The following is a 13,849-nucleotide window of genomic DNA, read 5'->3' as shown; positions in this document are numbered from 1 at the left end:
AGGCTCAGCGCCACTCGTCGATCGACAACGTCGTGACGTGGATGAAATCGGTGGCGAACCAGTAGGCGTTTTTCTCACCACCGACCACCAGCGTGCTGATCTTCTTCGAGTCGGCAAAGCGAGGCACCTGCGAGCCCGGTTCCTGCGCCAGGTAAGAAGCGAACGGTTCCTGTCCCTTGCGTGCCAGTGGCTCAACGTAGTTCACCACGAGCTGGTAGTCCCAGTACGTCTCGTAAGGCAAGGTCGAGTTCTGGTGGTACCAGTCGGCGATCTGCTCCTTCGTCTTGAAGCCCTCGCGGTCGTACAAGGCGCGAGCGGCGAGCGGCTCCAGCAGCAGCGTCAACCCGGTGCCGGGCACTGGCGTGAAGCCGCCGACCATGTTGAGCAACTGCTGCTGCCACGTCTTCTGCCGTATCTCCAGCATGTGGCTGTAGGTGCGACCGCGGAACAGGCTGATGGTGCTCTCTTCTTTACGGAAGCCCTGCTGCACATGGAACGGCTCCCACGGGCTGCGCTCCTGATTCTCGGCAAAGCAGATGGTGTTGTAGTTCAGCGGATTGCCTTGCGTGCCCAGGTAGGTGATGCCGGGAATGGCGCCACCACCGAGGTTTCTCGACAGCAGGCTCCACGCGCGACCAATGGCGGCATTGGCATGGTTGAAAGGCCCCAGCGCGCCCACGCCGGAGTTCATCCGGATCTCGTGGCGGATCGGTCCATTGACAGCCACCATCGCGGCAAAGTTGCTGGTCGAACTGTGCAGGGCCGATACCTGGCTGGCCGCCAGCGCCAGGATCACAGGGAAGTGCTCCGGCTTTGCACCCGCCATGACCGCGTTCGTCGCGACCTGTTCGACGGTGTAGCTCCAGTCTTCCTGTGTCGCGGTGGGGCGCATGCGGCCCACCACCTCTGAGGGCGAATGCTTCGTGCCTTTGAGCATGGCCTCCACCCGCTCGGGTGTCGGCAGCACCACCGGCAGGCCGTCCGACCACCAGGCCTCCAGGAACATGCGGTGCAACTCGTCCTCGGTGTCCGCGCCCAACAGGGGTTGAACGGGGCGATCGAGCTGGCCGCGCTCGGCTTCCGCAGACGACAACGTGGCGGTGAGCGCCTGCACGATGCCGTCCATCACAGGCAGGTCCGAGCCGGGGCTGGCGCCTTCAACATACCCCTGGAGCTCGGTCGCCGACTTGCCGCTGACGGGGTGAGGAACGAAAGTAAAGCGCAGCTTGGGCATTCCCCCTTTCCGGGCGACGGCGCGCACCAGATCCGTGAAGGCACCGGTCACCAGCGGAGCCGTGGGAATGCCACGCTCTTCGAGGTTCATGCAGTGCACGGCCACTGCGGGTGCGCAGGTGCTGCAATGACCAATGGCCATGACCACCAGACCCCGGTTAGCCTCGATCTCGGCCCACAGTTCCGGATCATCTTCGGTGTAGCCCCCGCGCTTCTGCCGCACGAGCGTCCGTACGCCCGGAAAGCGCTCCGCCATCACCTTCTGGATTTCTTCCAGGAACGCCTTGCCATTCATGAAGCGCACGTCGACCAGGTACACGGTGCGGCCGTCCAGTCCCTCTGGCGCGCGCGGCGCCATCGGCCGCAGCGTGATGGCGGGTGGTGTACCACGCGGGTTGAGCACCTGGAAGCGTTTCCCGAGTGGATCGAAGTCGCCGCGTGCGATGCGCCGCTCCATCACCTCGCCAGGGTAAGCCTCCAACTCACAGGCGCCCTCGAGCGAAGGAAATTCTTCAATGGGTTGGGGAAGGGTGCTCATGAAAACTCCAGGTAGATGGCGGAATTCTGAGGTGCACCGCACAGCCGCGTAAATTGAAAAAAGCGGTGGTGCGGTTAACGCCGGGTTAATGCAGATATCGGACTTAACCTCGGGTTGAAGGCCACGCAATTCTTTTCACTTGCAGCGTGGCTCCGGCCGATGGACCATCCTTGCGCCGAACGAAATTTCAAGAAAAGGAGACAGCAAATGATCAATGTGCAACGCCGGAAGTTGAACGCATTCATCGCCGCCTCGGCAGTGGCAGCACCCTGGGCATTGACAGCCCGTGCGCAGGAACGGCCGGTATTCCTTTACCTCACGGTGCCACCGGGCACGTCCATCGATGCCAGCGCGCGCGTCGTGGCCGAGAAGCTGCGCGCACGCCTGAACCGCAACGTGGTGGTGGAATCGCGCGCGGGCGGCGGTGGCGTCGTGGCCGTGCAGGCCCTCAAGCAGGTGCCACCGGATGGCAGTGCGCTGCTGTATGCACCGACCACGGTGGTGTCGCTGCATTCCCAGTTTTCCGAGAAGCCGATGTTCGACGCCGAACGCGACCTCTCGCCGGTCTGCGAAGTGGCTGGTTCGCCGCATACCATCACCGTGAACCAGGCCCTGGGCGTGCAGACCTACGACGAATTCCTTGCCCTGCTGCGCAAGGACCCGAAACTGCGCAACGTCGGCACACCCAGCCTGACCGGCCTTGCCACACTGATGGTCTACCAGCTCGGTAAATCGGCCAATCTCGACCTGCAGCACGTCCCATTCCGCGGCGGCCAGCCTCTGCTGGCAGACCTGCTGGGCAACCAGATTCCCGCGGCCTCGTCCGTGCTGGCCGACTATCTGCAGGAGCACCGGTCAGGCCGCCTCCGGGTGCTGGGCATTGCCGCCGACGCGCGCTCCCCGCTGGCTCCTTCCGTGCCGACGTTCAAGGAATTGGGCCACCCGGTGCGCGAAGCCAAGAGTGTGTTCGGCCTCTTCGCACGCAAGGGCACGCCCGATGCGCTGGTGGAAGACTATGCGAAGCACGTCAATGAGATCCTGGCCATGCCCGACGTGGTGCAGCGCATGGCAAACATCGGTCTCAGCCCGCACGGTGGGACGCCCGAGCAGTACGCGCGCATTGTGCGTGCCGAATCGCAAGACTGGGCGCCCGTCATCAAGGAATCGGGCATCCGTTTCACATCATGACGCATGCACGGATGGATGAACTGAGGAGCAATGCATGCGACTGACAGATGAAGAGAAAGCCATGCTTGACGGGCGCGATGGCCCGGGTGTGCAGAAGGCCATGGACCTGCTGATGCGCTACGGGCATGCGCTCGACGCGGAACGGCTGGTGGAGACCAACAACGTTTGCTCGATCCTGACGGCCAGCATGCCGTTTCAGCGGAAGTACGCCTTGCGCACACAAAGCATGGACGCGGTGTTCTCCGAGTTCACGCTCGACAGCAGCGAAGCCGTGCCCATTCCGAAGTTCAAGGCCTTCACGTCGCATCTGCAGCTCGGCATGGATCCGGCGCAAGGCGAGCGGATGGCGTTGCCGGAGGAGGCCATCGCCTTTTACCGGCGCAGCGAGGCGCACGTATCCGGCCTCGGCGCCCAGATGATGAACACCTGCACGCCGTACCAGTTGGGCAACGTACCGACCCGCGGCGAGCACTGCGCCTGGATGGAGTCGAGCGCGGTGGTGTATTGCAACTCCGTGCTCGGCGCGCGGACCAACACCGAGGGCCGTGAAAGCTCCGGCGCCGCCGCCATCACGGGCCGGATTCCCTACTGGGGCTTCCACATTCCCGAGAACCGCCGCGGCACGCATCTCTTCGAGCTCGACGCCGAGCCGGAGTCGGTTGAGGATTGGGGCTTGCTCGGCTACTTCATCGGCGAGCTTGTGCAGGAGCGGGTACCGGTCCTGCACAGCCCTCGGGGCCTGCGACGAAGCCCGAACCTGGCGCGCCTCAAGCACTTCGGTGCCGCCGCGTCATCTTCTGGCGGCGTGGAGATGTACCACATCGTCGGTGTGACGCCGGAAGCGACGACTCTGGAAGAGGCCTTCGGCGGCAACCGGCCTGTCGAGGTCATTCGATACGGCGCTGCCGAGCGCCGCGCCACGTATGAGCGCATCAACGCCACTGGCGAAGAACGCCAGGTGCAGTACGTGATGCTGGGCTGCCCGCACTACACGCTCGAACAGATCTGGGAAGCCGCGTCGCTGCTGGAAGGACGTCGCGTCCACGACGACTGCACGCTGTGGATCTTCACGCCGCGCGCGATCAAATCGCTCGCGGACCAGAGCGGTGCGACGAAAAAGATCGAGGATGCCGGTGGCGTCCTGATGAGCGACACCTGCTCTGCCGTCGCCAAGGTCGTGCCCAAGGGAACGCGTTCGGTCGCGCTCGACTCCGTGAAGCAGGCGCACTACCTGCCAGCGCAAATGGGCGTCAAGGCCTGGTTCGGCTCCACCGAGCAATGCATCGATGCGGCCTGCACGGGCCGCTGGAACGGGAGCCTCCAATGAGCGAACACGTGCAGGACACGTTGATCGGCCGCGCGGTGGTGGGTGGCGTCGCGGAAGGCGAAGCACTCGTGACCAGGGATCGCATATCAGGCTGGGGCGGCGTGGACCCGCAAACGGGCACCATCATCGAGACGCGCCACGAGTTGGTCGGTCAGAGCTTCGCCGGCAAGGTGCTGGTGTTCCCCGGGGCCAAGGGCTCGTCCGGCTGGTCCGGCATCTTCCACGCGGCCCGCCTGATGGGCACCGCGCCAGCCGCGATGCTGTTCAACGAAATGACCACCAAGATGGCATTGGGAGCCGTGGTCACCCATGCCCCGGCCATCACGGACTTCGACCACGATCCCTTGACCTGCATCCGCACAGGCGACTGGGTGAGGGTCGATGCCGACCGCGGCGTCGTCCAGGTACTGCGACGCGCCAACATGCAAACGAGCACGACATGACAATGAACGACAACAACCGCGTCACAGCGATCGGCCTCACGGCCAAGGCCTCCAGTCACGGCATGCAATACCGGCAGGTGGGCGCCTCCGGCTTGCGCGCTTCGGCGATCGGCCTGGGCTGCTTCCCGTTCGGTGGCTACCTGGACGAGAACCGCGCGCGCGACATCGTGCATGCCGGGCTCGACGCCGGCATCAACTACTTCGACACCGCCAACAGCTATGGCATCGGGAAGTCCGAGGAGGTCCTTGGCGCCTGCCTGCAAGGCCGTCGTGGCAAGGCTCTCATCGCCACCAAGTTCGCCAATCGAACGGCCGATGGTCCCAACGACTTCGGTGCGTCACGGCATGCCATCGTCAATGCCTGCGAAGCCAGCCTGCGTCGGCTGAAGACCGACCACATCGACCTCTACCAGTTGCACTGGCCAGACCATCGGACTCCGATCGAGGAAACACTGCGCGCGCTGGACGACCTGGTGCGCGCGGGCAAGGTGCGGTACATCGGTGCGTCCAACCTCTTTGAATGGGAGTTGTGCGAGGCGCACTACGTCGCCAAAGAGCACGGTCTCTCCAGGTTCATCTCCGCGCAGGACTTCTACAACCTGCTGTACCGCGATGCAGAAAAGCGCATGGAGCCATTCTGTGTGAAGTACGGCATCGGCATGGTGTCGTATTTCCCGCTGGCCGGCGGCATGCTGACGGACGCCCGTCGTCGGGATGCACCGCCGCCGGAAGGTTCGCGCGCGGCGGCCAATCCCAACGTCAACGCATGGCAAACGCCGCGCAACTGGGACATGCAGGAAATGCTGGCAGATCTGGCCCGCGAACGCGGCTGGACCCTGGCCCAGATGTCACTGGCCTGGCTGCTGTCGCGCCCTGCCACTTTCACGGTGATCGCCGGCGCAGACAACCCGCGTCAATTGCTGGACAACATCCGCGCCTTGGACATCCGGTTCACGGAAGAGGACCTGGACGCCATCGACCGCATCACGCTGGCCCACGAGGATCGCTCGGTGGCGCCTGTGTACCGGACGCTGCGGCCCGAGAAAGTGCATGAATACGAAACGCGGAAACTCGCCCGCACGCGCCGCGGTGAGCCTTGAACTTTCAGACAGGAGACATCTTGAGCACGAATTTCCACACGGCAACAAAACCGGGAATCAGCCGCCGCACGTTTGCTTTCGCGGGCGCCGCCCTGTTGGGCGCCCCCGCCTTCGCACAAGAGGAAAAATCGCCGATCCGCCTGTTGTGCGGCCTGGCGGCCGGGACGGGCAACGACTTCGCGGCACGGATGCTGGCCGAAACCATGCGCGAAGCCCTCGGCCGCACGGTCGTCGTGGAAAACAAGCCAGGTGTTGGCCAACGCCTGGCGCTGTCAGAGGCGCGCCGCGCTGCACCAGACGGGCGAACGCTTGTCCTGGCGACGACCGGCCCCTTCACGATCTACCCACACATCTATCAAAAGCTGGACTACGACCCTTTCAAGGACTTCACGGTGCTGGGTGGGCTTGCCTCGTTCGACGTGGCCATCGCGGTCGGACCGCAGGTGCCCGCTACCAGCGTCCAGCAACTCATCGAGATGGCCAAGGGCAACCAACAATTTGCCGCCTACGGTTCTCCCGGCAATGGCAGCCTGTCGCATTTCGTTGGAATCGCATTTGGCCTCGCCTCGGGCCTTGATCTGATGCACGTCCCGTACAAGGACTTGACCCAGGGAGCCCTCGACCTGGCGGCCGGACGGTTGCCCTTCATGATCACCGGCGTGAGCAACCTGCTCGAGTTTCACAAAGCCGGCAGGGTGCGCATCCTGGCGGTCTCAGGCGAAAAACGATCACCCCTGTTGCCCGAGGTGCCCACGCTGAAGCAGGCGGGCATCAACGTCAGCAGCGACACAGGCGTCGGCGTGTTCGGACCGCCCGGCATGGCACCGGAGCTCGTTCAACGATTGAGCACGGTCATCGTGAAGGCGGCCCAGGCGCCCGACGCCGGCGACAAGCTTGCCCGCTTCGCGTTTGTGCCGCAGCCGGCAACGGCTGCACAGTTCACCGCCAGGATGCAAGGCGAGTACGCCTTGTTCGACCAGTTGGCGAAAGCCACCGGCTACGTTCGCGAGTGATGCAGCGCCACCGCCCTCAGCCCACCGACTCCAGCAACACATAAAGCCCCATCACCGGCCTGCGTTGGTCCTCTCGCAGCGGCGCCTGCCAGGTCTTGCGCACGCGAAAGCCGTGGGCCTGGGCGAGGCGTTCCACATAGGCGGGTGAGTGCGCGTAGCGCAGGCTGGGCAGGAGTTGCAGGTCGGCGGTGCCGGTGGCCAGTTCCACCGAGAAAGCGAAGCAGCCGCCCGGTCGCATGCGCTGGCGGATGGCGGCGAAAACCTCTTCGAGGGCGCCCACGTAGATGAACACGTCGGCGGCAATCACGAGGTCGGCGGGTTCGGCCTGCTCGCGCAGGAAGCCCAGCAGATCGCCATGCACCACCCGGCGGTAGGCGCCGCTGGCGCGGGCCTGCTTCACCATGGCCTCGGCCAGGTCCACGCCATCCACCGCGTCGGCCTGCTCGCGGATGAGCTGGCCGCACAGGCCGGTGCCGCAACCCAGGTCCAGCACCAGTGGGTAACGCTGGCCCGATTCGCGCAGTGGCGCCAGCAGGGTCTGGTGCGCCTGATAGCGCAACTGCTCCACCAGGTGCGTCTGGAAATCGTCGGCGTATTCGTTGAACAAGGTCTCCACGTAGACGCGTGGCGGCTGCGGCGGTGTGGCATCGCCTCCGCGCACCGAGGCCAGGTAGAAGCGGTGCAGCGATTCGTCGGCCCCGTGGGTGAGCGCCTGCTCGAAACACTGGGCGGCCTCGGCATGGCGGCCCGCATCGCGCAGCAGGCTGCCCCGCTGGCTCCAGGCGTCGGCCAGGGTGGCGTCGAGTGCCAGCGCCTCATCGAGCGATTCGAGCGCGTCAGCCGGCCGCTCGAGATGCAACTGGCACAGCGCGAGCGAAAGCCACAGCTGCGCGGTGGCCGCGCCCAGGCGCATGCCTTGCTGCAGCGCCTCTGCCGCCGCTTGCCACTGACCCAGTGCCTCGTGCGAAAGGCCCAGCGCCACCCAGGCATCGCGGTGCTCGGGGTCGGCCGCCGTGGCCTGCCTCAGGTGCTGGATGGATTCGGCCCAGAGACCCAGGCGGCATTCGGTGACACCGAGATTGGCCAGCACCGAGGGCCGACCCGGCACCAGGGCCAGGGCGGCCTGGTAGCTGGCGCGGGCGTCCTGCAGGCGCCCGGCACCGAAGTGTTCGTTGCCCTCGAAGAAGCGGGATCTGGCTTGTGCTGTGGTGTCGTCGCTCATGGCGCGACACCTTACACCAAGGGCTGCGTCAGGCGCGGAACATCGCGTTGAACGCGGCCAGACCCGGAACGTGCGACGCGTAGGTGAACTGGCCAGGGCCTGCCATCTCGCGCGCGGCCTCCAGCATGGCATGGTAGGCCGCGCGGGCCAGCGACGAGCCGACGCTGATGCGCCGCACGCCCAGGCGCTGCAGCGTGTCGCGGTCCAGCGCGCCAGCGGCCAGGCCCATGAGCACATTGACCGGTTTCGGCGCCACCGCACGCACCACGCGCTCGACCTCCTCCGCCGTCTTCAGGCCGGGTGCGTACAGCACGTCCGCGCCCACTTCGGCGTACGCCTGAAGGCGCCGCACGGTATCGTCCAGGTCGTGCCGGCCCCACAGCAGGTTTTCGGCGCGGGCCGTCAACGTGAACGGGAAAGGCAGCGAACGCGCTGCCTGAACCGCTGCACGCACGCGCGTCACGGAGGCGTCGAAGCCGTAGATGGGATCTTCGGGGCGACCGGTAGCGTCCTCGATGGAGCCACCCACCACGCCGAGCGCTGCCACGGCGCGAATGGTGTCGGCACAGTCTGAAGGTTCATCGCCAAAGCCATTTTCCAGATCGGCCGACAGCGGCAGGTCGATGGCGTCGACGAGGTCGCGAAGATGGCTGAAGGTGCGCTCACGGCCCAGGTCGCCATCGGGCAGCCCCAGCGAGTACGCCTGGCCAGCGCTGCTGCTGGCCAGCGCCGGGAAGCCCATGCCGGCCAGCAACACCGCCGATCCCCGATCCCAGGGGTTGGGAATGACGAAACAACCCGCTCGGTGCAACTCGACCAGGCGCTCGGCGCGTTCAGTGGTGGCGTTCATGGCGCTCCTGGTTTCAAGGGTGCCCGCTCGCCCAGCACGGCGCCACGCGACAGCGGTTGCACCAGTTTCCCATAGAGGTGCAGCCAGCCGAAGCGTCCCCTGGGCGCGGGAGGCTGGAAGTCCTTGAGGCGCTCGGCAATCTCTTCGGCCGGCACCATCAGCTCGATGCGTCGGGCATTCAGGTCGATCTCGATCGGGTCGCCATCGCGCACCGCCGCCAGTGGCCCACCTTCGGCCGCCTCGGGCATCACCTGGCCGATCGTGATGCCGCTGTTCAGGCCAGAGAGTTCGCCATCGGTGACCACCGCCACGTCGGCGCCGCGGCCCGCACCAACCAGCGCGGCCATGAAGCTGGCGGCGAACACGGTGCCCGGGCCACCCAGGGGACCGAGCATGCGCAACACGATCACCTGCCCTGGTTGCACGGCGCCGGTGCGCAGGCCCTCAATGGCGATCGACTCGTCCTCGAACACCTTGGCCGGGCCAACGAAGCGCCGGATGCCATCGGGCACGGCGGCGAGCTTGACCAGCGCGCCATCTGGCGCCAGCGAGCCGCGGATCACCATCAGGCCGGGCTCGTGGGCAAAGGGATCCTGCAACGTGCGGATCACCCGGTCGTCGATCTCCAGTGGTTCGGCCAGCACCTCACCCACGGTGCGTCCGCAGACGCTCATTGCGCTGCCGTCCACCAGATCGCCGAGCCGCTGCATGACGGCGCGAACGCCACCGGCGGCATCGAGGTCCTCGATGCGGTCGGGTCCGTTGGGGCGCACCTGGGTGAGCATGGGCACGAGATCGGCGCAGGCTTCGAACTCGGCGATCACGTCCACATCGCATTCCGCCTCGATCGCCACCGCGATCAGGTGGCGCATGACGTTGACCGAGCAGCCCATCGCCACCGCCGTGCGCACCGCGTTGCGCAGGGCGGCCGGCGTAAGGATCTGGCGCGGCCGCAGGTTCTCTCTCACCAGGTCGACGATGCGCGCACCCGCCTGCGCCGCCAGGGCATGCAGGCGCGGACCATCTGCGCGGATGGGCGCATTGCCCGGCAGTGCCATGCCCAGCGCCTCGGCCAGGCAATGCATGGAATTCGCCGTGGCCAGGCCGGCGCAGACACCGGGGCCGTGGATGGCGGAGCGGCACATGGACTCCAGGCCATCCAGCGAGAGCTGGCCGGCCTTGACCGTGCCCACTGCCTTGTAGACCTCCTCGATGTCGACGTGGTGTTCGCCACACTGGCGGCCCAGCTGGTAGCCGCAAGCCAGCACGAGCGCTGGAATGTCCAGCCGGCCCGCCGCCATGAGATGGGCCGGCGTGGTCTTGTCGCAACTGGAGAGCAGCAGCATGCCGTCGAGCTCGGCGCCCTCGGTCTGCACCTCGATGTCGTTCACGATGAGGTCGCGCGTGGGCATGAGGTAGCGGCCCTGGCGTCCCGCGCTGGTGATGAAGTCCGACGGCGCTGCAGTGTGGATCTCGAACGGCAGGCCGCCGGCGGCGCGGATCGCGTCCTGCGCCATCTTCGAGATGCGGTCGAGATGGGAGAAACAGACCGAAAGGCCGCTGGAGGTGTTGACCACGGCGATCTTCGGCTTGTCGAAGTCGGCTTCGTCGATGCCCATGGCGGTCCATTGCGCCACGCGCACGGCCCAGCGTGTGGAACCGCGCTCAAAATTGCTTCGGTAGCTCATTCGTTTCCTGTGTTGAAAGGGTCAGTCGTCCAGGCGTGCGCCCAGGCGGTTGAGATGGGCGCGCACCTCGCGCCCTTCGATCTGGCGTGGCTGGCGGCGGTCTTGCACGGCCAGGGTGGCGGCCACGCCCAGCGCCTGGCCGTAGGAGAAGCACTGCGCCGTGACGCGGGCCGAGGCCACGGCCTCGTGCTCGGCCGAGAGGCAACGCCCACCGAAGAGCAAGCCTTCGCCCTGCTCGGGCACGAAGCAGCCAAACGGCACTTCGTAGAAATCCTCCAGCAGCCATTCCACCCTTGGCTTCGCACCCGCGTGCAGTTCGATCGGCCAGGGCGAGCGCGCCACACCGTCGGCGAACTTGGTACCGGCCACCACGTCCGCGTTGCGCAGCACCGCGGTGCCTGCACCCTGTCGCGTCTGGCGCACGCCCACCTGCACACCGGTGTCGTTCACCCAGGCGTTCTCGCAGCCAGCGATCTCCTGGCGGAAGAACCGTTCGTAGGCGCGCACCTGGGCACGCCCCTGGGGTTCGGCCTCGCTCAGGTCGGCGGCGATCGCGGCATTGAGCTCGCGCCCGTCCGCACCGCGCACGCGCGTGCAGTTGCACAGCAGCTCGCCCGGGCGCGTGGTGGTGAAGAGCCAGATCTTGGCGCGTGGCAGGTCCGCGCCGCCCGCCTGTGCGGCCAGGATCTGCTCGCTCACCGCCGCCGGCATGATGGTGTCGGCGCCATAGGTGGCCCGAAAGCGCGCCGTGTCCACGCCCTGCATGCGAAAGATCATGGTCGGGTTCTGCACCACGCCGTCGGCGCCGCACCAGGTGCGCAGGCCGGCCATGGTCAGCAGGTCGGCATCGCCGCTGGCGTCGATGGTGATGGGTGCGCGAACGTCCAGCAGGCCGGACTTGGTCCACACCGTGGCGCCGCCGATCAGGTCACCGTCGCGGTGAACACCGGTCGCCAGCGCGTGGTAGAGCACGCGCACCCCGGCATCGGCCAGCAAGGCGTCCGCGCTCTCGCGCCACGCCAGTGGCTCGTGCACGCGGGTGAAGGTCTTGCCGTACAGCATGGGTTCGGTGAGTCCGCCGCGCGACTCCATCTGCGCCATGAAGTCGTCCACGAAGCCATGCACCAGCTGGCGTGGCTTCACCGGGTTTTCTGTGGCTTCGTAGAGGCCACAGATCGTGCCCGACAGGCCCGCCACGGCACCGCCACCGCAGAAGCCGTAGCGCTCCACCAGCAGCACCGACAGGCCCGCACGCGCCGCGGTGCAGGCAGCGGCCACGCCAGTGGCGCCACCGCCGATGATCAGCACGTCGGTCTGCACGCGCTGCACAGGTCTCTGGTCCATGCTCATTCCTCCTTCAGCGCAACTGCATGGCCCACTGCGGCAGCCAGGTCACGAGTTGCGGCCAGTACAGAGTCGAAGCGAGCACCAGAAGCTGCAGACCAATGAACGGCACCATGCCGGCGTACATGTGGCGCATCGTGATCTCCGGCGGTGCCACGGCGCGCAGGTAGAAGATCGCAGGAGCCATCGGCGGGGTCAGGTAGCTGGTCTGGATCATGATCAGGAACAGGATGCAGAACCAGATCGGGTCGAAACCCGCAGCGGTCACGAGCGGCGTGAAGATCGGCAGGAAGATCAGCACGATCGAGATCCAGTCCAGGAAGAAGCCGGCGATGAACAGGATGAGCAGCAGCAGGAAGACCAGTCCCCACGGTCCGAGGCTGAGCTGGTCGATCATGGTGCTCGCCAGGTTGATGCCGCCCCCGCCGATGAACACGCCCGTGAACAGGGTGCCACCCAGCAACACCGCCATGATCATGGCGGTGACACGCACGGTCTTGAGCAGCGAGTCATAGAGGCCCGCCCAGGTGAAGCGGCGGTAGAGCACCGTGAGCAGCACGGCACACACACATCCGATGGCCGCGGCCTCGGTGGGGGAAGCCAGGCCACCCAGGATCGATCCCAGCACGGCCACGATCATGGCCAGTGGCGGCAGCAGGTTGCGCGTGGTGATGCTCAGCTTCTCCATGAAGCTCGGGTCGCCCGGCTCGGGCGGGATGCGCGGACCCCGTTCGGGCTTGATGATGCACAGCACAAGGATGTAGACGAGATAGAAGCCAGCCATCAGCAGGCCCGGCAGCACCATGCCGTACATCAGGTCGCCCACCGACACATCGGCCAGCGGGCCCATGACCACCACCACCACCGACGGCGGAATGATCGTGCCCAGTGAGCCGCCGGCGCAGATCACGCCGCTGATGAGGCGCTTGTCGTAGCCGTAACGCAGCATGATCGGGATGGTCAGCAGGCCCACCACCGATTCGGTGGCACCGATCACACCGCTGGAGGCCGCAAACACGATGCACATCAACACCGTGGCAATGGCCAGACCACCCGGCAGGCGGCGCGTCCAGATGTGGATGGCCTCGAACAGGCGGTCGGCAATGCCCGACTTCTCCAGCGCCGCACCCATGAAGACGAACAGCGGGATGGCGGCGAAGACGAAATTCGAGGCGAGATCGTCGATCTTCTCGACGAACTGGTGCACCACAGCTGGGCCGAAGGTAATCATGCCGAACAACGTGGCGGTGAGCAGCATGGCGAGTGCCACCTGCACACCCAGGAACATCAGCCCGAAGATGACGGGCAGCATGAAGAAGGGAAGGTATTCGATCATGTCGGTTGCGTTTTCACGCCGGGTCGGACGAAGGACTTGAGCAGTTCGCAGAACACCTGCAGGGCCAGGGTGGCAATGGCCAGCACGAAGACCGCGCGGAACGGCCACACCGGCAGGTTCAGCGCCGATTGCCCTGAGGTCTCGCCGCGCGCATAGCCCTCCGCCATGTAGTTCCAGAGCGTGATGGCCAGCCAGATGAGGATGGGCAGCACGAGTGCGTAGACCACCCTGTCGATGACAAGGCGGACGCGGGGCGGCAGCAGGGTGCTCATCACGTCGATGCGGATGTGCTCACCCTGGCGCAAGGTGTAGGCCAGTGCGAGCATGAAGTGCGCACCGGTGAGCGTGTAGCCGATTTCGTAGGCCCATATGGTGGGCGCGGCCAGCGCGTAACGCGAGACCACCTCCCAGGTGGTTGCCAGCACCAGAGGCACCAGCAGAAAGGCCGCGAGCACGCCAACGCCCACGACCCAGCGCTCGGCCAAGTCAATCAAACGATTCACGGGAATCCCCTTAACAAGAAGGCGGCGACCGTACGGTCGCCACCGGACAGGCGCACACCGCAAA

The 13,849-nt window shown here is 66.1% G+C and carries 12 protein-coding genes; 5 read left to right on the top strand and 7 right to left on the bottom strand.

All coding sequences use genetic code 11. The features are described from left to right. Positions 1–4: 4 nt before the first annotated feature. Positions 5–1,771: a UGSC family (seleno)protein gene (locus tag ACTIF6_RS00610; protein WP_439586062.1), complete on the bottom strand. Its 1,767-nt coding sequence runs from the start codon at positions 1,769–1,771 to the stop codon at positions 5–7. 207 nt (positions 1,772–1,978) lie between these two features. Between ACTIF6_RS00610 and ACTIF6_RS00605 the strand changes: the two genes are divergently transcribed. The 5 genes from ACTIF6_RS00605 to ACTIF6_RS00585 are packed head-to-tail and all read left to right on the top strand — an operon-like array spanning position 1,979 to position 6,842. Next, positions 1,979–2,959, top strand: a complete 981-nt coding sequence (locus ACTIF6_RS00605; RefSeq protein ID WP_439586061.1) for a tripartite tricarboxylate transporter substrate-binding protein — start codon at positions 1,979–1,981, stop codon at positions 2,957–2,959. 34 nt (positions 2,960–2,993) lie between these two features. After that, positions 2,994–4,286 (top strand): aconitase X, encoded by a 1,293-nt coding sequence (locus ACTIF6_RS00600; RefSeq protein WP_439586060.1) that lies wholly within the window; start codon positions 2,994–2,996, stop codon positions 4,284–4,286. After that, the gene (locus tag ACTIF6_RS00595; RefSeq protein ID WP_439586059.1) at positions 4,283–4,729 is read left to right on the top strand and encodes an aconitase X swivel domain-containing protein; all 447 of its coding nucleotides are present in this window, start codon (positions 4,283–4,285) and stop codon (positions 4,727–4,729) included. Before ACTIF6_RS00600 ends, ACTIF6_RS00595 begins: the two co-directional genes overlap by 4 nt. Further along, positions 4,726–5,829 carry an aldo/keto reductase gene (locus tag ACTIF6_RS00590; protein ID WP_439586058.1) on the top strand — a complete coding sequence of 368 codons (1,104 nt, stop codon included), beginning with the start codon at positions 4,726–4,728 and terminating at the stop codon, positions 5,827–5,829. The genes ACTIF6_RS00595 and ACTIF6_RS00590 overlap by 4 nt, the downstream gene beginning before the upstream one ends. Before the next feature lie 20 nt (positions 5,830–5,849). Further along, on the top strand, positions 5,850–6,842 hold the full coding sequence (locus ACTIF6_RS00585; protein WP_439586057.1) for a Bug family tripartite tricarboxylate transporter substrate binding protein: 993 nt from the start codon (positions 5,850–5,852) through the stop codon (positions 6,840–6,842). Between the two features lie 16 nt (positions 6,843–6,858). On the opposite strand, the gene ACTIF6_RS00580 is transcribed toward ACTIF6_RS00585, so the two are convergent. From ACTIF6_RS00580 to ACTIF6_RS00555, 6 genes are read right to left on the bottom strand one after another with little or no spacing between them, the layout of a single operon-like run. Continuing rightward, positions 6,859–8,064, bottom strand: coding sequence for a tetratricopeptide repeat protein (locus ACTIF6_RS00580; RefSeq protein WP_439586056.1), 1,206 nt, complete (start codon positions 8,062–8,064; stop codon positions 6,859–6,861). 28 nt (positions 8,065–8,092) lie between these two features. After that, the gene (locus ACTIF6_RS00575) at positions 8,093–8,914 is read right to left on the bottom strand and encodes an isocitrate lyase/PEP mutase family protein (RefSeq protein WP_439586055.1); all 822 of its coding nucleotides are present in this window, start codon (positions 8,912–8,914) and stop codon (positions 8,093–8,095) included. Then, positions 8,911–10,602, bottom strand: a complete 1,692-nt coding sequence (locus ACTIF6_RS00570; RefSeq protein WP_439586054.1) for a dihydroxy-acid dehydratase — start codon at positions 10,600–10,602, stop codon at positions 8,911–8,913. Before ACTIF6_RS00570 ends, ACTIF6_RS00575 begins: the two co-directional genes overlap by 4 nt. 21 nt (positions 10,603–10,623) lie before the next feature. Beyond that, positions 10,624–11,946, bottom strand: coding sequence for an FAD-dependent oxidoreductase (locus tag ACTIF6_RS00565; RefSeq protein WP_439586053.1), 1,323 nt, complete (start codon positions 11,944–11,946; stop codon positions 10,624–10,626). Positions 11,947–11,959: 13 nt separating this feature from the next. Then, positions 11,960–13,282 (bottom strand): TRAP transporter large permease, encoded by a 1,323-nt coding sequence (locus ACTIF6_RS00560; RefSeq protein WP_439586052.1) that lies wholly within the window; start codon positions 13,280–13,282, stop codon positions 11,960–11,962. Then, the gene (locus ACTIF6_RS00555) at positions 13,279–13,785 is read right to left on the bottom strand and encodes a TRAP transporter small permease subunit (RefSeq protein ID WP_439586051.1); all 507 of its coding nucleotides are present in this window, start codon (positions 13,783–13,785) and stop codon (positions 13,279–13,281) included. Before ACTIF6_RS00555 ends, ACTIF6_RS00560 begins: the two co-directional genes overlap by 4 nt. Between the last annotated feature and the right edge of the window lie 64 nt (positions 13,786–13,849).

Origin of the sequence: Hydrogenophaga sp., from assembly GCF_051860785.1 — a bacterium.
Taxonomy (GTDB): domain Bacteria; phylum Pseudomonadota; class Gammaproteobacteria; order Burkholderiales; family Burkholderiaceae_C; genus Hydrogenophaga.
Note: the sequence above shows the minus strand (reverse complement) of the source record. Positions and strands in the feature narration are given on the sequence as shown.

What these genes read in the sequence shown, in the direction of transcription:
- ACTIF6_RS00610 (WP_439586062.1), bottom strand. Translation starts at nt 1,771, where the DNA reads ATGAGCACCCTTCCCCAACCCATTGAAGAATTTCCTTCGCTCGAGGGC.
- ACTIF6_RS00605 (WP_439586061.1), top strand. Translation starts at nt 1,979, where the DNA reads ATGATCAATGTGCAACGCCGGAAGTTGAACGCATTCATCGCCGCCTCG.
- ACTIF6_RS00600 (WP_439586060.1), top strand. Translation starts at nt 2,994, where the DNA reads ATGCGACTGACAGATGAAGAGAAAGCCATGCTTGACGGGCGCGATGGC.
- ACTIF6_RS00595 (WP_439586059.1), top strand. Translation starts at nt 4,283, where the DNA reads ATGAGCGAACACGTGCAGGACACGTTGATCGGCCGCGCGGTGGTGGGT.
- ACTIF6_RS00590 (WP_439586058.1), top strand. Translation starts at nt 4,726, where the DNA reads ATGACAATGAACGACAACAACCGCGTCACAGCGATCGGCCTCACGGCC.
- ACTIF6_RS00580 (WP_439586056.1), bottom strand. Translation starts at nt 8,064, where the DNA reads ATGAGCGACGACACCACAGCACAAGCCAGATCCCGCTTCTTCGAGGGC.
- ACTIF6_RS00575 (WP_439586055.1), bottom strand. Translation starts at nt 8,914, where the DNA reads ATGAACGCCACCACTGAACGCGCCGAGCGCCTGGTCGAGTTGCACCGA.
- ACTIF6_RS00570 (WP_439586054.1), bottom strand. Translation starts at nt 10,602, where the DNA reads ATGAGCTACCGAAGCAATTTTGAGCGCGGTTCCACACGCTGGGCCGTG.
- ACTIF6_RS00565 (WP_439586053.1), bottom strand. Translation starts at nt 11,946, where the DNA reads ATGGACCAGAGACCTGTGCAGCGCGTGCAGACCGACGTGCTGATCATC.
- ACTIF6_RS00560 (WP_439586052.1), bottom strand. Translation starts at nt 13,282, where the DNA reads ATGATCGAATACCTTCCCTTCTTCATGCTGCCCGTCATCTTCGGGCTG.